This window comes from Streptococcus sp. 27098_8_12, assembly GCF_041432115.1.
GTDB classification, from domain to species: Bacteria; Bacillota; Bacilli; order Lactobacillales; family Streptococcaceae; genus Streptococcus; species Streptococcus parasanguinis_V.
On record NZ_JAPVZA010000022.1, the window covers coordinates 15,417 to 35,209 of the forward strand.

General features: G+C 45.3%; 16 protein-coding genes. 14 read left to right on the top strand and 2 right to left on the bottom strand.

Features of this window, described 5'->3' with window-relative positions:
• Nucleotides 1-342: 342 nt before the first annotated feature.
• The 4 genes from O3629_RS08965 to O3629_RS08980 all read left to right on the top strand — a co-directional run bounded on the left by O3629_RS08965 (nt 343) and on the right by O3629_RS08980 (nt 5,588).
• Nucleotides 343-2,088 carry an ABC transporter ATP-binding protein gene (locus tag O3629_RS08965; protein ID WP_371609060.1) on the top strand — a complete coding sequence of 582 codons (1,746 nt, stop codon included), beginning with the start codon at nt 343-345 and terminating at the stop codon, nt 2,086-2,088.
• Nucleotides 2,078-3,946 (top strand): ABC transporter ATP-binding protein, encoded by a 1,869-nt coding sequence (locus tag O3629_RS08970; RefSeq protein ID WP_371609061.1) that lies wholly within the window; start codon nt 2,078-2,080, stop codon nt 3,944-3,946. The genes O3629_RS08965 and O3629_RS08970 overlap by 11 nt, the downstream gene beginning before the upstream one ends.
• A 645-nt stretch (nt 3,947-4,591) precedes the next feature.
• Nucleotides 4,592-5,365, top strand: coding sequence for a hypothetical protein (locus tag O3629_RS08975; RefSeq protein ID WP_371609062.1), 774 nt, complete (start codon nt 4,592-4,594; stop codon nt 5,363-5,365).
• A 37-nt stretch (nt 5,366-5,402) separates the two neighbouring features.
• Nucleotides 5,403-5,588: a hypothetical protein gene (locus tag O3629_RS08980; RefSeq protein ID WP_041826380.1), complete on the top strand. Its 186-nt coding sequence runs from the start codon at nt 5,403-5,405 to the stop codon at nt 5,586-5,588.
• A 132-nt stretch (nt 5,589-5,720) separates the two neighbouring features.
• Here the strand turns inward: O3629_RS08980 and O3629_RS08985 are convergent, their stop codons facing one another.
• Nucleotides 5,721-6,203, bottom strand: coding sequence for a glutathione peroxidase (locus O3629_RS08985; protein ID WP_371609063.1), 483 nt, complete (start codon nt 6,201-6,203; stop codon nt 5,721-5,723).
• 159 nt (nt 6,204-6,362) lie between these two features.
• Between O3629_RS08985 and rexB the strand changes: the two genes are divergently transcribed.
• From rexB to O3629_RS09000, 3 genes are read left to right on the top strand one after another with little or no spacing between them, the layout of a single operon-like run.
• Nucleotides 6,363-9,629 carry an ATP-dependent nuclease subunit B gene (gene rexB, locus O3629_RS08990; RefSeq protein ID WP_371609064.1) on the top strand — a complete coding sequence of 1,089 codons (3,267 nt, stop codon included), beginning with the start codon at nt 6,363-6,365 and terminating at the stop codon, nt 9,627-9,629.
• Nucleotides 9,626-13,291, top strand: a complete 3,666-nt coding sequence (addA, locus tag O3629_RS08995) for a helicase-exonuclease AddAB subunit AddA (RefSeq protein WP_371609072.1) — start codon at nt 9,626-9,628, stop codon at nt 13,289-13,291. Before rexB ends, addA begins: the two co-directional genes overlap by 4 nt.
• Before the next feature lie 3 nt (nt 13,292-13,294).
• Complete coding sequence (locus O3629_RS09000; protein ID WP_049475317.1) at nt 13,295-13,612, top strand: DUF4298 domain-containing protein; 318 nt, start codon at nt 13,295-13,297, stop codon at nt 13,610-13,612.
• Nucleotides 13,613-13,952: 340 nt separating this feature from the next.
• On the opposite strand, the gene O3629_RS09005 is transcribed toward O3629_RS09000, so the two are convergent.
• Entirely contained in the window at nt 13,953-14,123 is a 171-nt protein-coding gene (locus tag O3629_RS09005; RefSeq protein ID WP_003002781.1) for a DUF3042 family protein, read from the bottom strand.
• A gap of 83 nt (nt 14,124-14,206) precedes the next feature.
• Here O3629_RS09005 and miaA point away from each other — a divergent pair, with 83 nt between their 5' ends.
• From miaA to O3629_RS09040, 7 genes are read left to right on the top strand one after another with little or no spacing between them, the layout of a single operon-like run.
• Entirely contained in the window at nt 14,207-15,094 is an 888-nt protein-coding gene (gene miaA, locus O3629_RS09010) for a tRNA (adenosine(37)-N6)-dimethylallyltransferase MiaA (protein ID WP_371609065.1), read from the top strand.
• Nucleotides 15,087-16,334 (top strand): GTPase HflX, encoded by a 1,248-nt coding sequence (hflX, locus tag O3629_RS09015; protein ID WP_371609066.1) that lies wholly within the window; start codon nt 15,087-15,089, stop codon nt 16,332-16,334. Before miaA ends, hflX begins: the two co-directional genes overlap by 8 nt.
• Nucleotides 16,318-16,947, top strand: a complete 630-nt coding sequence (locus O3629_RS09020; protein WP_371609067.1) for a cystathionine beta-lyase — start codon at nt 16,318-16,320, stop codon at nt 16,945-16,947. The genes hflX and O3629_RS09020 overlap by 17 nt, the downstream gene beginning before the upstream one ends.
• Nucleotides 16,948-16,950: 3 nt before the next feature.
• Nucleotides 16,951-17,880 (top strand): ribonuclease Z, encoded by a 930-nt coding sequence (gene rnz / locus O3629_RS09025; RefSeq protein ID WP_371609068.1) that lies wholly within the window; start codon nt 16,951-16,953, stop codon nt 17,878-17,880.
• Nucleotide 17,881: 1 nt separating this feature from the next.
• Nucleotides 17,882-18,637 carry an SDR family NAD(P)-dependent oxidoreductase gene (locus tag O3629_RS09030; protein WP_371609069.1) on the top strand — a complete coding sequence of 252 codons (756 nt, stop codon included), beginning with the start codon at nt 17,882-17,884 and terminating at the stop codon, nt 18,635-18,637.
• A 10-nt stretch (nt 18,638-18,647) separates the two neighbouring features.
• The gene (locus O3629_RS09035; RefSeq protein ID WP_371609070.1) at nt 18,648-19,358 is read left to right on the top strand and encodes a methyltransferase domain-containing protein; all 711 of its coding nucleotides are present in this window, start codon (nt 18,648-18,650) and stop codon (nt 19,356-19,358) included.
• Between the two features lies 1 nt (nt 19,359).
• Entirely contained in the window at nt 19,360-19,764 is a 405-nt protein-coding gene (locus tag O3629_RS09040) for a GNAT family N-acetyltransferase (RefSeq protein WP_371609071.1), read from the top strand.
• Nucleotides 19,765-19,793 lie beyond the last annotated feature (29 nt).

Sequence of the window (19,793 nt, forward strand, 5' to 3'; positions counted from 1 at the left end):
CGATTTCGTCGTCCCACCTCCGCACAGTTGAGTAGGGCTGTAAAAGCTGATGAAATCAGCGTAGTAGAGCCCACTCAACCACTGCGTCTTGCTCGACAATCTAAAGACAATTGAGAGGCCAGGACTTTTGTCCTAGCCTCTTTTGTACTAGATAAACAGAAAAACGGATGCTGTCTAAAAATCTTGCATTTTTTTGCAATTTAGGTTACAATGAAGACTATAAAAAACGCGTAATCCCTAGGGTCTTTCCCTCAGGGAATTTTGTGTGTTTTGACCTATTTTCGATGGAAAGAAGCTTTGCTTCTACCGCAGGAAAAAGTATGAATAACATTGGAGGTAATAATGATTCGATCCTTAATTTCCGAGATCAAAGAATTCAAGAAGCCCTCGTTTTTGGCTTCCTTGTTCATGGTCTTTGAAGTCATGTTTGAGATTTCGATTCCCTTTGTCATGGCGAGTCTTTTGGACCAGGGTGTTCAACAAAGAAACATGAACAATATTTTGTTTTACGGTGGGCTCATGCTGGTCTGTGCCTTTCTCTCCCTCTTTTGTGGGATGCAGTCTGCCCGTTATGGCGCCTATGCATCGGCTGGTTTTGCCAAAAACCTTCGTCGGGCTATTTTCAAAAAGGTTCAAACCTTCTCATTTGAAAATATTGATCAGTTCTCATCAGGTGGGTTAGTCACTCGGATGATGACGGACGTGACCAATGTGCAAAATGCCTATCAAATGGTCATTCGGATCTGTGTACGGGCACCGCTTAATTTGATCTTTGCCATTGTGGCTTGTTTCATGATCAATGCGGAAATGGCTATGATCTTTGTCTATGTGACCATCTTTTTGGCAGCTGTCTTAAGCATCATCATGAAGATTGTGTATCCGCTCTTCACAGAAGTATTTGAAGCTTATGACAATCTCAACAACAGCATTCAAGAAAACATCACCAATATGCGAGTGGTGAAGTCCTACGTTAAGGAAGCAGATGAAACCGTTAAATTCAAAAAAGCTTCACGCCGGATTTATAACATGTTTATGAAGGCTATCCGTGTCGTTGTCTTGAGTAGCCCAGCTATGATGCTTTCCATGTATGCTTCTTTCCTTTTGATCTCTTGGATTGGGGCACATCTGATCGTTGGTGGCCAACTCTCTACTGGGAATTTGACCTCTATGTTTAGCTACACCATGACCATTCTCATGTCGCTCATGATGTTTATGATGATCTTTGTCATGTTGTCGATTTCCATGGCCTCGGTCGAGCGGATCAATGAAGTCTTGACGACCAAAGCGACCATTGTCTCTCCGGAAAATGGGATCAAAGAAGTTGCCGATGGATCGATCAACTTTGAGGATGTGACTTTTGCCTATACTGATGAAAATGGCGACAAGACCCATGTCTTGCAAGGCATTAATCTTTCCATTCGTTCAGGGGAAGTCGTTGGCATCTTGGGAGGAACAGGATCAGGGAAATCGAGCCTAGTACAGTTGATTCCTCGTCTCTATGATGTCGAGTCTGGTCAAGTGACAGTAGCAGGTCACGATGTGAAAGAATACGACCTTGATTCCCTTCGTAAGCAAGTGGCGATGGTTCTTCAAACCAATGTCCTTTTCTCTGGTACTATTAAAGAGAATATGCGCTGGGGTAAGAAAGATGCGACGGATGAAGAGATCATCGCAGCTTGTAAGATTGCCCAAGCCGATGAATTTATTCAAGATTTCAAAGAGGGTTATGATACCATGATTGAGCGTGGGGGATCCAACGTCTCTGGTGGTCAACGCCAACGTCTCTGTATTGCGCGTGCCCTTCTTATGAATCCGAAGATCTTGATCTTGGATGATTCGACTTCGGCGGTTGATACCAAGACCGATAGTTTGATTCGTCAAGGGTTGGCCACTAGCTTAAAAGAGACCACTAAAATCATCATTGGTCAACGGATTTCCTCTATTCAAGATGCGGATCGCATCATCGTGATGAATGATGGTCAGATTGATGCCATCGGTCGTCACGAGGAATTGCTTGCGACCAATGCCATCTACCAAGAAGTATATGAAATGCAAACACAAGGGAAAGGAGAAGCAGATGAAAACTAAGAAAAAAGCAAATCTAGGCTCAATCCTTCGCCTGCTCGACTTCCTTTGGAAAAACTACAAGTTGTCCTTGATTATCTCCTCTATCTTGATCGTTCTATCGTCTCTTGCGACGGTCAATGTGACAGCTTCGATTCAGTCTTTGGTCGACGTCTATGTGGAGCCTATGCTTTCGTCCAACAGCCATGACTTTGGACCGCTCTTGTCCTTCTTGACACAGGTTGGTTTGATCTGTTTGATCGGGGTACTTGCCAACTATGGCTTTACCTTGATTATGGCGACGGTCTCTCAAGACTCGCTTAGAAGTCTTCGAAATCAGTTGTTTGCCCGTATGCAAAAACTGCCAGTTCGTTACTTTGATACCCATCAACACGGGGACATCATGTCCATCTATACCAATGATATTGATGCCCTTCGCCAAGCGATTGAACAATCTATTCCTCAACTCTTATCCTCAGCGATTACCATCCTTGGGGTAACGATTACCATGCTGACAGTGAGTCCGCTGCTGTTCTTGATTGTTCTTGTCATGGTTCTTGTCATGGTCTTTATCATCAAGGATGTCTCTGGCAAGTCAGGTCGTTACTTCGGCGCCCAACAAAAGAACTTGGGGATTGAGAACGGCTTTATTGAAGAAATGATGTCTGGTCAAAAAGTGGTCAAGGCCTTTGTGCATGAAAGAGAAAGCATTGAAGATTTTGATCGGATCAATGACCAACTCTTTGAATCCTCTTACCAAGCCAACCGCTATGCCAATGTCCTCATGCCAATTCTTGGGAACTTGGGAAATGTTTCCTTTGTTCTAACAGCCTTGATCGGGGGACTCTTTGCGCTAAACGGCGTCGGTGGTTTAACCATTGGTGGTCTTATGGCCTTTCTGCAATTGAACCGTTCCTTCACAGGTCCGATTGCCCAGGTCTCTCAACAATTGAACTTTGTCCTCATGGCCTTGGCTGGTGGAGATCGTGTCTTTGATCTTTTGGACGAAGAAGAAGAAGTCGACCAAGGAAAAGTGACGTTGGTCAATTATGAACTGGTCGATGGAGAAATGGTCGAAACCGATCAGAAAACCAACAAATGGGCTTGGAAACACCCTCGTCCAAATGGTGATTACCAGCTTGTCAAGATGGTCGGAAATGTGGTCTTTGATGATGTTGATTTCTCTTATGATGGGAAAAAACAAATCCTTCATGGCATCAACTTGTACGCGGATAAGGGTCAAAAAGTGGCCTTTGTCGGAGCGACTGGTGCAGGAAAGACAACCATCACCAACTTGATCAACCGGTTCTATGATATCCAGTCAGGAATGATCACCTATGATGGAATCGATATTAAATTAATTGAGAAAGATTCTCTTCGTCGTTCCCTCGGAATCGTTCTTCAAGATACTCACTTATTTACTGGTACGATTGCGGAAAACATCGCTTATGGCCGTGCTGATGCAACACGGGAAGAGATCCTTGAAGCAGCTCGGATTGCTAATGTGGATTCCTTTGTTAAGCACTTGGATCAGGGCTATGAGACAGTCTTGACGGATGATGGGGCTGGCCTATCAAATGGTCAACGACAATTGATCGCCATTGCCCGTGCAGCCCTTGCCAATGCGCCTGTCTTGATTCTGGACGAAGCGACGTCTTCTATCGACTCGCGGACAGAGAAGATGGTGCAAGAAGGGATGGACCGCTTGATGGAAGGTCGGACAGTCTTTGTTATCGCCCACCGTCTATCGACGATTGTCAATTCCGATGTGATTATGGTAATGGACCACGGACGCATCATCGAGCGAGGCAATCATGCTTCCTTGATGGCAGAACGTGGAACCTATTACCGCTTGTACACCGGTGGACTTGAAATTGATTAAAGAAAAAAAGCTTGAGCATTGGCTCAGGCTTTTTTGGCTTATGGATAATGACTTCTTAGAAACTTTCCTTAGGTGAGTACGGACGTCAGCGAACTTCTACGAAGTTCCATGACTTAGTTTTGGACCCAAGGTTCCAAAACTCCCGAGTTTTAGAAACAATCGTGTTTCTAAAACTTTTCTCACGGCGGAAAGTTTCAATGTATGTTTGAATGAGCCTATGAGTATCTATCAGTTTTTATTTTTCTACATCACTTAGGTTGTTTTAAGTAAAAAACAATTTGTCAACATTCTAAAAAAATAAATAGTCATTCATCAAAAATCCTGACTTCACTCTCAGGCCTTTTGCTTATTCCTCAAGCAATTCTTGGATCAAGTCTGTAGCAAGCGTGAATTGGGCTTTCAAATTGGCTATAGAAAAAAATAACTATCTCAGTTATATATAAGTGTCAGAAGGTCTATAATTGCAGGATATTTCTCCAAAAAAGCTTTTCAAAGATAAGACAAGATGGTAGAATAAAAGCGTAATTTTATGTTGATAAACGATTGTTATTTATAAATGGGTAGATTTATTGTCGTTACACGCTTTATTCAATCCCTATTGAATAAAGAGATTAGGGAGTTTGTATAAATAGAAAAGGAAAACAAATGGAATTTAAAAAACTGAAAAAAATAGGTGTTGTTTTATTAATACTGGCATGCTTAGGTGCTTGTTCAAAATCGACTATTTCAAAGAGTAGTAGTCCTAGTACTAGCGATTCGATGAGCTCAGAAACTAGTAGCGATAGTGAAGAAGAAAACCTTAGATTCACAACAGCAGATCAGCTAGAGAAGATACTGTCTGATAAAGATTTGGAAGAGGTTATGTCGCAATACGGTGTGACTAGTGTTAAACTAAATGATGAAGGTGTTTGGGATTATGATGATTCCGAAAAAAGCGTATCTGTTACATATGTATTTTTCGATAAAGATAACAAACAAGTTGGTGGCTTGAATTTCAAAGCTTATGTATATGACCATACAGGTATTGAAATATTGGGTGCGTATAATCGAGGGGAAGTAAAATTTCATATCCAGAATTCTGGACAAGCTCAAGAATTATTAGATACTTATTTAAATTCATCTTTTTACCAACAAAACGAACTTCCAGCGGTGAAAAAATCAGCTTCTAGTAGAACTGCAATCTATTATATTCCTTATATAGATCCAAAGATAGATAACGGAAGTTTTATCTATGATCAGCATGATACTACGGTACAAAGTTCCTTTAGTAGTATGATCTTTCTAAATGGGAAACAACTATTAAATATGGAAATGCATTTTGAGCCTAAGGGGATGTATTCTTTAAAAGAGAGAAAAGTCTCACCTGCTATTATAGATGCATTATTAACCAAGATCTCAGAAAACACTCAAGATGAATAGACAATGATAGTGGTATGAAAATAGGGAGGCTAAAAAAATGGCAAATGTTGATAATTACATCATTTTATGCTTTATAGTGGCAACTGCAATTCTTCTAGCTATTCAATTTGTAGGCGACCGTCTTTTTGATTGGTTGGTTGATTTACCCCAGAAACTCTTTACGAAGGATTCCGATAAGTATAAAGAAAAACACAGTAGTGAGAAAGAGGGAAGTGAAAAGTAACGATCTCTTATTGGTTCAATTAAAAGTTTAGTCAAACAAACAACCTTCTTGAAGATTGGACTGAATAGATGAATACAATAAGAAAAAGGAAAGAATGTCGTTTATTCAAACATCATTCTTTCCTTTTTTTGCTTATTTCTCAAGTAAGTCTTGGATCAAGTCTTCCATAGCAGCTGGTTCTGTTTTGGAGGAGAAGCGTTGGGCGACTTGGCCTTGTCGGTCGATGACAAATTTTGCGAAGTTCCATTCGATGCGTTTGCCCAGTGGCCCAGCTGCTTGGCTTTTAAGCCAGTCATAGAGAGGAAGGGCTTCTTTACCATTGACCTTGGCTTTAGCGAATCGTGGGAAGGTGGTCTGGTAGTTGAGGCTGCAGAAGCTATTGATTTCTTCTGCCGTTCCTGGTGCCTGCCCCATGAATTGGTTACAGGGAATGTCTAGAATTTCAAGTCCTTTTTCCTGGTAGCGCAGGTAGAGATCTTGCAGTCCTTGGTATTGCGGGGTCAAGCCACAGCCTGTTGCTGTATTGACCACGATGAGGACCTTACCTTGGTAGTGAGAAAGGGGAATCTCCTCCCCATTCTGGTTTTCTAAAGAAAAATCATAAATGCTGGTCATAGGTGGTATCCTTTCTGTCTCTTCAACTTTTATTGTAGCACAAATCTCCTAAAATTGGGCCAAGATGAGCATGGCTTCTTGCTTTAGTCCCTTCTGTGAAAATGATATAATAAGAAGATAACAAGCTCTCAAGAAAATACCAAAAGGAGAACGGATCGGATGAAATTACTCTATACGGATGTTCGGACCCCCTTGACCCAGGTCCTGACACAAGAAGCCGTAGGGTTAGTAGAAGATGGCAAGCGTGTGTTTTACATTGCACCCAACTCTCTTTCCTTTGAAAAAGAAGCCAAGGTCTTGTCCTATTTAAAAGGTCAGGCTTCTTTTGCCATTACCGTCACGCGCTTTGCGCAAATGGCCCGTTATTTCATCCTGAATCAGGTTTTTGAGGAGCAACCCTTGGATGACATCGGTCTAGGCATGCTATTTTTTAAAGCTCTGTCCCAGATGAAGGAGCAGGATCTCAAAGTTTACGGGGCCCTGCGCAAGGATCCTCAGTTTATCCAGCAACTGGTCCAGCTCTATCATGAATTGCAGACGGCACAGATGGATTTTACCGATTTAGAGATGCTCGAGGAAGCTGAAAAAAGAGAGGACCTCTTGGCGATTTTTGAAGCGGTCTCTGAGATGCTAGTCCAGAACCGGTATGAATCCCAGTCCAAGATTGCCTTTTTCCTCAATCAGGTCGAAGCAGGGCACTTAGAGGAGCAATTAAAGGATGTGGCGATCGTCGTTGATGGCTTCACGCGTTTTTCTGCGGAAGAAGAGGCTTTGATTAGTCTCCTTCATCGAAAAGGAGTGGAGATTGTCATCGGGGTCTATGCCAGTGAAAAAGCATATCGGGCAACCTTTAGAGAGGGCAATCTTTACCAAGCCAGTGTTGACTTTCTCCTCCAGCTGGCAAAGACTTTTGAGGTACAGCCACAGTATCGTGGGCAAGCGATCGAAGACTCCTTTAGTCGCATTACCCGCATGTTAGAAGCGCGCTATGATTTTTCACAAGTGGAAAATGAGCTCAAAGAAGACGATCGAACAGCGGTCCAACTCTGGCAAACCAATACACAAAAAGAAGAGTTGGAATATGTCGCTAAATCCATCCGTCAGCGTCTTCATGATGGGGCACGCTATCGGGATATTCGGGTCTTGTTAGGCGATGTAGAAGCTTATCAACTGCAGCTCAAGACCATTTTTGACCAGTATCAGATCCCCTTTTACTTGGGACGAAGTGAAGCCATGGTCCACCATCCCTTGATTCAGGTCATTGAATCGCTAGGGCGGATCAAGCAGTTCAATTACCAGACAGAAGACGTCATCAATCTGTTGAAAACGAGTCTGTATAGTGATCTGACGCAAGAAGAAGTCGATGCTTTTGAGCAGTACCTTCGCTTTGCGGAAGTAAAGGGTGCTACAAAATTTCACAAGCCTTTTACTAGCAATCGTCAGGGTAAGTTTAATCTGGAAGAACTCAATACTTTCCGGGAACGCGTCGTAGAACCTCTAGTTCCTTTCTTTTCACAACGTAAACAAAAGGTGACCCAACTCTTAACCGCCTTTACAGAGTTTCTGCAAGAGGCCCAGCTTTCTCAGAATCTACAAGCTTTGATAAAGGATCTAGCCTTGGAGGAGCAGGAGCGCTATGACCAGGTCTGGAAGGCCTTTCTCCATGTTTTAGAGGAGTTGAACCTGGTCTTTGAGGACCAAGAGCTGACCGGAGATGACTTTTTGGCCCTCCTCTTATCGGGGATGCAATTGTCCCAATACCGGACAATTCCTGCTACGGTCGATGTGGTGACCGTTCAGTCCTATGACTTGATTGAACCCTTGACAGCGCCTTATGTCTACGCGATCGGGCTGACCCAGGAGCGTTTTCCAAAGATTGTCCAGAACACCTCTCTACTCAGTGAAGAAGAGCGCCAGCAGCTCAATGAGGCCACTCAAGAAAGAGCAGAGCTCCAGGTGGTGACCAGCGAAAATCTTAAGAAAAATCGCTTTGTGGCGGTTTCGCTCCTCAATGCGGCGACCAACCAACTGGTCCTATCGGCCCCTAGTTTGGTCAATGAAATGGAAGATAGTGTCTCTCCTTACCTTGTAGAATTGGCCAAGGAGCCCATTGCTATCGAGTGGACGACCAAACAAGCCCAAGCTTCGAGTGATGATATCGGGACCTACCGGGCCCTCTTAGCGCGGGTGATCGAACTCTATCAAGAAGAGATCACGAGTGAGCTGTCTGCAGAAGAAGCTAGCTTTTGGGGTGTGGCGGTACGGGTCTTGCGCAAGAAATTAGCCGCTGAAGGCATCCAGATTCCTCAAATTTCAACGGAATTAAAGAGTCACCAGCTTCAGGCGGATACGCTTCAAGCGCTCTATCCAGAGGGCAAAGCCTTGACCTTATCCGCTTCGGCCTTGAATGAATACTACAAGCACCAGTATGCCTTTTATCTGCGCTATGTCTTGGGCTTACAAGAGGATGAAACCATCCGGCCAGACGCCCGCAGTCATGGGAATTTCTTGCACCGGATCTTTGAAAAAGTCTTAAAAGACAGCTCCGATCAAGCATTTGATCGGCGTTTAAACGAGGCGATTCGAGAAACCAGCCAAGAAGCAGAGTTCCAGCAATTGTATGGTGAAAATGGAGAGACCGAGTTTATTCGCAACTTGCTTCTTGATACCGCGAAAACAACGGGGCGTGTCCTCGCCCAGCAAAATGGTATCGAGATCATCGGTGAGGAGACCCTCTTTGGTGGAAGTACCCACACCTCTTATCCATTGTCCGATGGCCGTCTCCTACAGCTACGAGGCAAGGTGGACCGCATTGATCAATTGAGGGATCGGGGAGCCCTCGGAGTCGTGGACTATAAGTCCAGTCTGACACAATTTCACTATGACAAGTTCTTTAATGGACTGAATTCTCAATTGCCGACCTATCTTTCTGCGATTCAGGATTTGAAGGAATACCAAGAAGAGAAGGGGATTTTCGGCGCCATGTATTTGGAAATGGGAGATCCCATAGTGGATCTGAAAAAGACCAAGACGGTCGATGATGCCATCAACCAAACCATGAAAAGTCAACAGTACAAGGGGCTCTTTATGGCAGATCAGGCGCCTTATCTGGGCGAGGTCTATGATAAGAACAAGGCCATGATGCTGAGTAAGGAGGAACTGGACTTGCTCCTCTTGTACAACGCTTATCTTTATAAAACAGCGGCAGAAGGGATCCTCAAGGGGCAATTTGCCATCAATCCCTATAGTGAAAATGGACGCAATATCGCACCATATGTGGAGCAGTTTAAATCCATCACAGGATTTGAAGCCGATCGTCACCTCGGTCAGGCACGATTCTTGACCAAACTAGACCAAAAAGGAATACGCGGTGAAAAGGTGAAAGCCGCTTGGATCGAGAAGATGAAGGAGGTCTTGAACAAATGATCAAACAAGCATTTTTGACAAGAGAAGAAATCAAGGCCCTTCAGGCCCAAGAGGCAGCTTCTACCAAAGAGCAAAAGCGGACACCAGAACAGATCGATGCCATCTATAGTTCGGGGACCAATATCTTGGTGTCAGCCTCTGCTGGATCAGGAAAGACCTTTGTCATGGTGCAGCGGATACTGGATCAGATGCAGCGAGGCATCTCGATTAAGGAGCTCTTTATCTCGACCTTTACAGTCAAGGCAGCCGGAGAGCTCAAGGAGCGTTTGGAAAGTGAACTTGGAAAAGCCCTGCAAGCGAGCGATGACCCAGAGCTCAAGCAACACCTGGCCCGTCAAATCGCAGATGTCGCCACCAGCGATATCGGAACCATGGACTCTTTTACCCAAAAAGTCGTGACGCGCTATGGCTATTTGCTTGGGTTGGCACCTCAGTTTCGCATTTTACAAAATGCTAGTGAGCAACGCCTCTTACAAAATGAAGTCTTTCAAGCTGTTTTTGATCGCTATTACCAGGGGGAAAACCAAGAAGCCTTTGTGCAGATGGTCAAGAATTTCACCGGCCAGCGCAAAAATTTGACCTTGTTTAAAGAACAGGTCTACCAGATCTATGACTTTCTTCAGTCGACCAGTGATCCGGAGAAATGGCTGGAGGAGCATTTCCTAAAAGGCTATGAGGAGACTGATTTTGACCAGGTTGAAGGCGATCTGATGGAGAGCATCCAGCAGGCCCTTTATGAAGCAGAAAGCTTTTTTGCCTTTCATTTGTCCAATGAAGGCCAAGCATTTGGCAAGGCAAAGTATTTGGAAGCTGTAGAAGAGGTGCTCGATCAGATTGGAAGCCTGACAGGTCCCACCAATAAAGAACAACTGACCTCTGTCCTAAAGGCAGTCGTGGCGATTAGCCGGGCTTCAAATGGGGGAGCCTTGACCAATAGAGCCCGTAAGGAAGAGTTGAAAGAGTTAGTCACGGCTTATAACCAGGAAAAAACTATTCATATCAATCGCCTCAGAGACTTGGGAAACCAGCTCTATCAGTTGGAATTTCAACAAACCTTCCACCAAGAGGAAGGCCCCATGCTCTCCTTGCTCCGGGACTTTATCAAAGACTTTGCTCGCGCTTATCTGGAGCGAAAAATCCAAGAAAAAGCTTATGAATTTGGGGATATTAGTCACTTTGCCATTCAAATTTTAGAGCAATTCCCAGAGGTGAGACAAGCCTTTCAAGAGCGCTATCATGAGGTCATGGTCGATGAGTACCAGGATACCAACCATACCCAAGAGCGGATGTTGGACTTGCTGTCAAATGGCCACAATCGCTTCATGGTGGGGGATATCAAGCAATCGATTTATCGCTTCCGTCAGGCAGATCCACAGATTTTCAATGATAAATTTAAGGCCTACCAAGAAGAAGGGGCGAAAGGGCGGTTGATCCTCCTCAAGGAAAATTTCCGGAGTCATGTGGAAGTATTGGATGCGACCAATGATGTCTTTCGCCATTTGATGGACGAAGAGGTGGGCGAGATTGACTACAATCAAACCCATTATCTGGTTGCAGGAAGTGACAAGCAGCGGATGGCCTTGCCTCAACATCGGGCAGAATTTTTGCTCTATGATGGCTCCCAAGATCAGGAAGAAAAGACCGAAGACGAGGAAGCTCCTCTTGGAGTCGAGACGATTTCCAAGGGAGAAATTCTCCTAGTCATCAAAGAAATTTTACGCCTCCATCGGGTAGAAAAAGTGCCCTTTAAAGAGATTACGCTCTTGACTGCGACTCGAACTCGAAATGATGCGATTCTGGAAGCTTTTGACCAATACCATATTCCGATTGTGGCAGATAGCGGACAGGCGCATTATCTTGAGTCACTGGAAGTGATGGTCATGTTGGATACCTTGCGGACCATTAACAATCCCTTGCATGATTATCCCTTGGTTGCTCTCATGAAATCCCCCATGTTTGACTTTGATGAAGATGATTTGGCACGGATTTCCTTGCAGACCCTTCCAGAGCAAAAGCAAGTGGCCTTCTACCACAAGGTCCAGTTAGCCCTTGAACAGACTGCAGAGCATGCAAAGCTGATCGATGCCAAGCTCTTTGCTAAAATTGAGAACTTCCTCAAGGTTTTATCCACTTGGCGGGCTGCTGCCAAGACCTCTTCGCTCTATGATTTGCTGTGGAAAATCTATGAGGATCGCTATTACTATGACTATGTCGGCGCCCTTCCAAATGGAGCCCAGCGCCAGGCCAATCTCTACGCTTTGACGCTTCGGGCCAATGATTATGAAAAAGCCAGCTTTAAGGGCTTGTCGCGCTTCATTGCCATGATCGACAAGGTGATCGAAAATGAACACGATTTGGCCAGCGTCCCTCTTGCAGCACCAAAAGATGCTGTTCAGCTCATGACCGTCCATAAGAGTAAGGGGCTGGAATTCAAGTACGTCTTTATTCTCAATATGGACAAGGCTTTTAACCGTAAGGATCAATCGGGGCCAATTATTCTCAGTCGTCAAAAAGGGATTGGCTTTAAATATGTTGCGAACCTGCCGGTTGAGACAGAGAATCCTGCTGCTCCAGAAACCATTCGCCTGCAGATCGAAACGCCTTGCTACCAACGCAATGTGGAAGAAACAAAATTGGCCACAATTTCTGAGCAGATGCGTCTTCTTTATGTCGCTATGACACGGGCCGAGCTCAAGCTCTATCTGGTCGGAAAAGGCCGTGAGGACAAACTGCGTGATGCCGATTGGGGGACCAGTCGCAATGGCAAGCTAGATCCAGAGAAGCGAAAAGAATGGACCTCTTATCAGGACTGGCTCTTTGCCATTCAAGATGTGTTTACCAAGAATACTCTGGCCTATGACACACGTTTTGTGACAGACGAAGACCTGACACCGGACCAACTGGAGCCACTAGAGAAGGAGAAGGATTCTCGGCTTGATCAGCTCAAGGATATCCGTCAGTCAGAGGATATTCGTCGGGCCTTGGATATCTTGGAAAATGTTGATCGCCTCAATCAGCTCTATGCTCCGGCCATTCATTTACCAAGTGTCCGTACCCCTAGTCAGATCAAGAAATTCTATGAGCCGGTCATGGATGCCAATGGCGTCCAGATCATGGATGCTAAGATTGTAACGCCTGACTTTGAGCTTCCTACTTTTGGGCAAGAAAAAGCTGTGACAGGAGCCCAAGTCGGTAGTGCTGTCCATGAACTCATGCAGCGCGTGCCTCTTGAAGAAGAAATCACGCTGGATACACTGCATCAAGCTTTAGAGCAAGTTCAAGCAGAGCCAGCGGTCAAAGCCCGCATCAAGCTAGAGGCCATCCTTGCTTTCTATGAGACACCTTTGGGGACCTTGCTTCAAAAAGAAGCCTCTCGAGTCCGCCGCGAAGCTCCTTTTGCCATGCTGAAGAAAGATCCAGCTAGTGGTGAGGACTTTGTCGTGCGGGGGATCTTGGATGGTTATTTGGTGCTAGAGGACCGGATCCTACTTTTTGATTACAAGACGGATCACTACAAGGTTCCTAGTCAATTGGTCGAACGCTACCGGGATCAGCTCGATCTCTATGCAGAAGCTCTTCGTCGTTCTTATGGCAAAGAGCAAGTAGAAAAATACCTCGTGCTTCTAGGTGGCCCCCATCTAGAAGTGGTGAAAGTGGAGTAAATCATGGCAATTGCACAGGAAAACATCGAACGGATCCAAAGAATGGAAGGTTATTTGAATGACTATGCCAAAACTTTGGAAGAAACTAAAAAAGCAGTGGATCAGCTAAGAGAGCATCAAGAAAGCTATATCCAACTTCGCGATTATTATAGTAGTCAGGTCTATTTTGATGATTTGGACTTGTCCAATCAAGCTGACTTTCCAGCAGATCTACCATGTGGTGTCTTGTCCGAAGATGCCGTCTATGATTTGTTAGACGAGCATTTTCAGATGGGGGTCGAACTCTTGGAGATCGCAACGAAAATGATCAAAGAACGGTGAAATCTTTATTTATATTTTATCTTTCCTTAGGTGACAGCGGACGCTAGCGAACTTCTACGAAGTTCCATAGCTAATTATTGAGCCCCTTCGCTCTTGAAATTCTTAGCTCAGGCTAAAACAGTTCCCCGAACTGTTTTACTCTCAATAATTCCGAGTACCTGAAACAGCTCCTGTTTCAGGTACTTTTGTCACTGCGGAAAGAAAAATATATAAATGATGACATAGTGAATTGTAGGATTACTTGACTAATTCATTGGATATTTCGACTGACTTATTAAAATGTAAAAGCAACTAACAACCACACAAAAAAAGCTCCGGTTTCCCGGAGCTTTTTGAATGATTAGTGTGAGACACGGCGACGTGCTGCTTTTTTGCGGTTTTCTTCGATGAAAGCTGCTTTTTGTTCTTCTGGTTCGATTACTTTTTTCTTGAATGTGTAAACTGCACCTGCGACAGCAGCAACTGTACCAGCAACACCAGTAACAAAACCTTTACCAAATCCTTTAGCCATGAGAATTTCTCCTTTTCTGAACTTTAAATATTTATGTTATAATATATGGTAACGAAAAAACGTGAATTTTGCAAGGAAAAACGATGAAAACCAAGATAATTGTGATTGTGGGACCGACCGCTGTTGGAAAGACAGCTCTTGCGATCGATTTGGCGCAAGCCCTCAATGGTGAAATCATTAGTGGCGATAGTCAACAAGTCTATCGCAAGCTGGATATTGGAACAGCCAAGGCGACACCAGAAGAGCAAGCTGCAGCTCCCCATCATTTGATCGATGTCCGGGAGGTGACCGAGTCTTACTCGGCTTTTGATTTTGTAAGAGAAGCTAAGGCTGCGATTGAGGATATCACAGCTCGAGGCAAGCTTCCTATCATTGCAGGTGGGACTGGTCTTTACATCCAAAGTCTGCTCGAAGGTTATCATCTAGGTGGTGAAGTTCCTCATGAAGAGATTCTGGCCTATCGCGCTCAATTAGACGTGCTGTCGGATGAAGACTTGTACCAAAGAGTGGCGGAGCAAGGACTTGTGATTCCTCAGCTCAATCGCCGTCGGGCCATGCGGGCTCTTGAAATTGCGCATTTTGGGCAGGACCTCGCAAACGAAGAGACCGATTATGAACCCTATCTCATCTGTCTAGATGATGAACGGTCCTTGATCTATGATCGCATCAATCGCCGAGTAGATCGCATGCTAGAGGAAGGCTTGCTGGATGAAGCCCGGTGGCTCTATGATGACCATCCGGAGGTTCAGGCAGCTAAAGGGATTGGTTACAAGGAACTCTTTCCTTACTTTAAGGGAGAGCAGAGCCTTGAAGAGGCCAGTGAGATCCTCAAGCGCAATACGCGGCGCTTTGCCAAACGGCAGCTGACTTGGTTTCGAAATCGAATGGAAGTGACCTTTTACGCCATTTCTGCCCCCCACTTCAAGAAGCAGGTTCTTGCAGATGTTAAGGAGTTTTTACAGCATGATTGAAACAGAAAAAAAACAAGAACGCATCCTTTTGGTCGGTGTGGAACTTCAAGGCATGGACAATTTTGACATGTCTATGGAGGAGTTGGCGAGCCTGGCTAAAACAGCTGGTGGGGATGTCCGGGGCTCCTACACACAAAAGCGGGAGAAATACGACACCAAGACCTTTGTCGGCTCAGGAAAACTAGAAGAAATCGCCCAAATGGTCGAAGCAGATGAGATTACAACGGTAGTGGTCAATAACCGCCTGACCCCGCGTCAAAATGTCAACCTAGAAGAAATCCTTGGGGTCAAGGTCATTGACCGGATGCAGTTGATTTTAGATATCTTTGCCATGCGGGCTAGGAGTCATGAAGGGAAGTTGCAGGTGCACTTGGCCCAACTCAAATACCTTTTGCCACGTCTTGTCGGTCAAGGGATCATGCTCAGCCGTCAAGCTGGGGGAATTGGTTCTCGTGGTCCAGGGGAAAGTCAGTTGGAGTTGAACCGCCGGAGCGTTCGCAATCAAATCACCGATATTGAGCGTCAGCTCAAGGCAGTTGAAAAGAACCGGGAAACCCTTCGTGAAAAACGCTTGGAATCACCTGTCTTTAAGATTGGTTTGATCGGCTATACCAATGCAGGAAAGTCGACCATTATGAATCAGCTGACCAGTAAGAGCCAGTATGAAGCCGATGAACTCTTTGCGACCTTGGATGCCACAACCAAGAGCATCCATCTAACAGGCAATTTGCAAGTGACGCTGACCGATACGGTTGGCTTTATCCAAGATCTACCAACAGAGTTGGTATCAAGCTTTAAGTCAACCTTGGAAGAAAGTAAGAATGTGGACCTCCTGGTCCATGTCATCGATGCGTCTGATCCCAATCATGAAGAGCATGAAAAGACGGTGCTTTCGATCATGAAGGATCTGGGTATGCTGGAGATCCCTCGCTTGACGCTATACAACAAAGCAGATAAAGTAGCAGACTTTACACCAACCCAGACACCTTTTAGCTTGATTTCAGCACGCTCTGAGACAGCCCGTGAAGATCTCCAGGCTTTGCTTCTAGAAAAACTGAGAGAACTCTTTGTTCCCTTTACCATTCGCGTTCCCTTTTCAAAATCTTATCGGACACATGATCTAGAAACAGTAGCGATCATTGACCAGCGCGAATTTGAAGAGGATGTCGAGGTCATTCAAGGCTATATCGCAGAGAAAAATAAGTGGAAGTTGGAAGAATTTTATGACGGATTACGTTGATTTAGCAATAAAATATGGAGGCTATACCAGCCTCGATCGGGTCTACCTGACCAATCTTTTAAGCACAATCCCTGAGGAATTGCGTCTCCGTGTGATTACGCCTCCCCCAAGTGTGATCAACGCCTATTTCGCAGAGCTCTATCAAAAGAAGAGCCCCAAGGAGGCCATGGATTATTTCTTGGACTTGAGTCGGGTATTTGACTTATTCACAGTTCAGCAAAGCTTTGATGAATGGAAGCCCTTTATCCGCCTCAACTTATCAGGTAAGTCTTATGGCTTGGCTTACGTAAATGAAGAGCTAGCCTGTGTCTTTGCTGAACATCCAACAGAGGATATCACCCCTGCTATTTTATTCGAAATTGCAGAGATCTTTCCACATTGTTTGGTCTTTGAAAAAGATGGCAAGATCTGCTTGCAAGAGGCTGAACCAGAAGTGGTCACTCAAACAGAAGCCCTCTCAGCCCTAACTGACTTGATGACCTTGGAAGATGGACGCTTGAAACTGTCAGGATATAACCAAGAAGAGCTCCTCGAGTTAGCGCAAGCCTACCCTGGCGACCTTTCTTTCCGTTCAGAGAACCGGACGGCCATGATTTATATAGATAGAAAGTAGACAATGGACATTCAATTTTTAGGAACGGGAGCTGGGCAACCCTCAAAAGCCCGTAATGTATCGAGCTTAGCGCTCAAATTGCTGGACGAGATCAATGAAGTCTGGCTCTTTGATTGTGGCGAAGCGACACAGAATCAAATTTTAGAAACGACCATTCGTCCGCGAAAGGTTAGCAAGATCTTTATCACTCACCTACACGGAGACCATATTTTTGGTTTGCCAGGTTTCCTATCTAGTCGGGCCTTTCAGGCCAATGAAGAGCAGACGGATCTGGATATCTATGGACCAGTAGGGATCAAATCCTTTGTGATGACTAGTCTTCGCGTATCAGGCTCTCGCCTGCCTTACCGCATTCATTTTCATGAATTCGATGGGCATTCTCTGGGCAAGATTTTAGAAACTGATAAATTCACAGTTTATGCGGAAGCTTTGGACCACACCATTTTCTGCGTGGGTTATCGGATCATGCAAAAAGACCTCGAAGGGACGCTCGACGCAGACAAGCTCAAGGCAGCAGGGGTTCCTTTTGGTCCACTCTTTGGTCAGGTCAAAAATGGACAAGATGTCACCCTGGAAGATGGCACCAAGATCATTGCGGCGGATTATATTTCAGCCCCTCGGCCTGGTAAGATTATCACGATCCTAGGAGATACCAGAAAGACCGATGCCAGCGTCCGCCTTGGAGTCAATGCGGATGTCCTCGTCCATGAGTCTACCTATGGCAAGGGTGATGAGAAGATTGCTCGTAAGCATGGGCATTCGACCAATATGCAGGCAGCAGAAGTGGCGCGTGAAGCAGGGGCCAAGCGACTTCTACTCAACCATATCAGTGCTCGCTTCCTCTCTAAGGACATCAGCAAATTGCGCAAGGATGCGTCCAGCATTTTTGAAAATGTCTATGTGGTCAAAGATTTGGAAGAAGTGGAGATCTAAGATGCGAACCATTCTCATAACAGGAGCAAGTGGAGGTTTGGCCCAAGAAATGGTCAAGCTCCTCCCTGAAGATCGGCTGATTCTCCTAGGCAGAAATCAAGAAAAACTGGAAAAGCTCTATGCCAGTCATCCTCAAGCTGAATGCATCGGGATCGATATCACTGATTCCTCAGCCGTCCAAGATTTGGTAGAAGAGCTCTATCAGCGCTACGGGCAGATCGATATCTTGGTCAACAATGCAGGCTATGGGATCTTTGAAGAGTTTGACCAGATTACCAATGAGCAGATCCATGCCATGTTTGAGGTCAATACCTTTGCCCTCATGCAGTTTTCACGCTTGATGGGTGCGCACATGAAGGAAGCAGGCAAGGGGCACATTGTCAATATCGTCAGTATGGCGGGGCTCGTTGCAACTGCCAAATCCAGCCTTTATTCGGCGACTAAGTTTGCAGCTATTGGCTTCTCGAATGCCCTGCGTCTAGAACTCATGCCCTTTGGTGTCCATGTGACGACGGTCAATCCAGGCCCCATTCGGACCACTTTCTTTGATCAGGCAGACCCAGACGGAAGCTATGTCAAAGCTGTGGATCGCTATATTTTGGAACCGGACTTTGTGGCCAAGAAGATCGTGAAGAACTTTGTAAAAGCAAAACGTGAGCTCAATCTGCCTTGGCTCTTGAACCTGACCCACAAGCTCTATACCCTTTTCCCACGCATCTCGGACAAGCTAGCTAGCAAGATGTTCAATTTCAAATAGGAGGAGATCGATGGCCGCGAATATTCAAGCCTATTTAGAAAACCTCCGGCAACCCTGGGGACAGATCTATTATGATATCCTTTTTGAACAATTGAAGGACATCAAGGGAAAGCGAGTGCTTGATTTTGGCAGTGGCTTTGGCCTGGTGGCCAACCACCTGGCGCAAGACAATGAAGTCCTAGCTGTGGAGCCTAATGGGGAAATGGTGGCTTTGCGGGCCCAGGACCATCCCTACCAGCAATTCGTCGGAAGTCTGGAGCAGATAGAGAGCTTTGAAGATGCCAGTTTTGATGTCATCCTTTGCCACAATGTCTTGGAGTATGTGGAGGATCGCAAGGATGTTCTCAAGGAATTCACCCGTCTCTTAAAACCAGGAGGCCTGCTCTCTATCGTCAAGCACAATGAGGTTGGCCGCGTCCTACAGACCGTCGTCTTTGAAAATGATACTCAGAAGGCGCTTGATCTCTTAACCGGTCAAGATCTGGAAACCCACTCCATGGGTTTGGCACAGGCCTATGATCTAGATAGAGAAGTAGACGATCTAGCCCTCGAAGTTCAGGACTACCAAGGGATCCGTGTCTTTTATGCCTTGCAGGACAACCGCTTCAAGGACCAAGAAGGCTGGCGAGAGTCTATGCTCAAGATGGAGCTATCTGTTTGCCAAGAGTCCCCTTACCGAGATATCGCCTTCTTCCAGCACTATCGGTTAAAAAGGAGTTAAGATGTTAGATTATAAAAAAGAAATTCCAGCGATGACAGACCTACTCGCACTCTACAGCTCGGTGGGTTGGACCAATTATACCAACAACCCATCTATGCTGGAACAAGCTGTCAAAGCTAGTCTCTGGCAGTTGGCCGTCTATGATGAGAAAGAGCTCGTCGCCTACATTCGCTTAGTAGGTGATGGCCACTCGGTTATTTTTGTGCAGGACCTTTTGGTAAGACCAGATCACCAGCGCCAAGGCATTGGAAAGAAACTCTTAAAAGAGGCTTTAGCGACCTTCCCAAATGTCTATCAACGGCTCCTTGCCACTGAACGTAGCGAGAAAAATCTAGCCTTTTACCAATCCCTGGGCTTTGTTGAACTTTCCGAGCAATCCTGTACAGGGATGATCTATATGAAATAAAGAGAGTGGGACAGAAATCGGTAATTCGT

Coding starts and splice junctions, on each gene's coding strand:
- O3629_RS08965 (WP_371609060.1), top strand. CDS start 343: ATGATTCGATCCTTAATTTCCGAGATCAAAGAATTCAAGAAGCCCTCG.
- addA (WP_371609072.1), top strand. CDS start 9,626: ATGATCAAACAAGCATTTTTGACAAGAGAAGAAATCAAGGCCCTTCAG.
- O3629_RS09000 (WP_049475317.1), top strand. CDS start 13,295: ATGGCAATTGCACAGGAAAACATCGAACGGATCCAAAGAATGGAAGGT.
- O3629_RS08975 (WP_371609062.1), top strand. CDS start 4,592: ATGGAATTTAAAAAACTGAAAAAAATAGGTGTTGTTTTATTAATACTG.
- O3629_RS08980 (WP_041826380.1), top strand. CDS start 5,403: ATGGCAAATGTTGATAATTACATCATTTTATGCTTTATAGTGGCAACT.
- O3629_RS09020 (WP_371609067.1), top strand. CDS start 16,318: ATGACGGATTACGTTGATTTAGCAATAAAATATGGAGGCTATACCAGC.
- rnz (WP_371609068.1), top strand. CDS start 16,951: ATGGACATTCAATTTTTAGGAACGGGAGCTGGGCAACCCTCAAAAGCC.
- O3629_RS09035 (WP_371609070.1), top strand. CDS start 18,648: ATGGCCGCGAATATTCAAGCCTATTTAGAAAACCTCCGGCAACCCTGG.
- O3629_RS09005 (WP_003002781.1), bottom strand. CDS start 14,123: ATGGCTAAAGGATTTGGTAAAGGTTTTGTTACTGGTGTTGCTGGTACA.
- rexB (WP_371609064.1), top strand. CDS start 6,363: ATGAAATTACTCTATACGGATGTTCGGACCCCCTTGACCCAGGTCCTG.
- O3629_RS09030 (WP_371609069.1), top strand. CDS start 17,882: ATGCGAACCATTCTCATAACAGGAGCAAGTGGAGGTTTGGCCCAAGAA.
- O3629_RS08970 (WP_371609061.1), top strand. CDS start 2,078: ATGAAAACTAAGAAAAAAGCAAATCTAGGCTCAATCCTTCGCCTGCTC.
- hflX (WP_371609066.1), top strand. CDS start 15,087: ATGATTGAAACAGAAAAAAAACAAGAACGCATCCTTTTGGTCGGTGTG.
- O3629_RS09040 (WP_371609071.1), top strand. CDS start 19,360: ATGTTAGATTATAAAAAAGAAATTCCAGCGATGACAGACCTACTCGCA.
- O3629_RS08985 (WP_371609063.1), bottom strand. CDS start 6,203: ATGACCAGCATTTATGATTTTTCTTTAGAAAACCAGAATGGGGAGGAG.
- miaA (WP_371609065.1), top strand. CDS start 14,207: ATGAAAACCAAGATAATTGTGATTGTGGGACCGACCGCTGTTGGAAAG.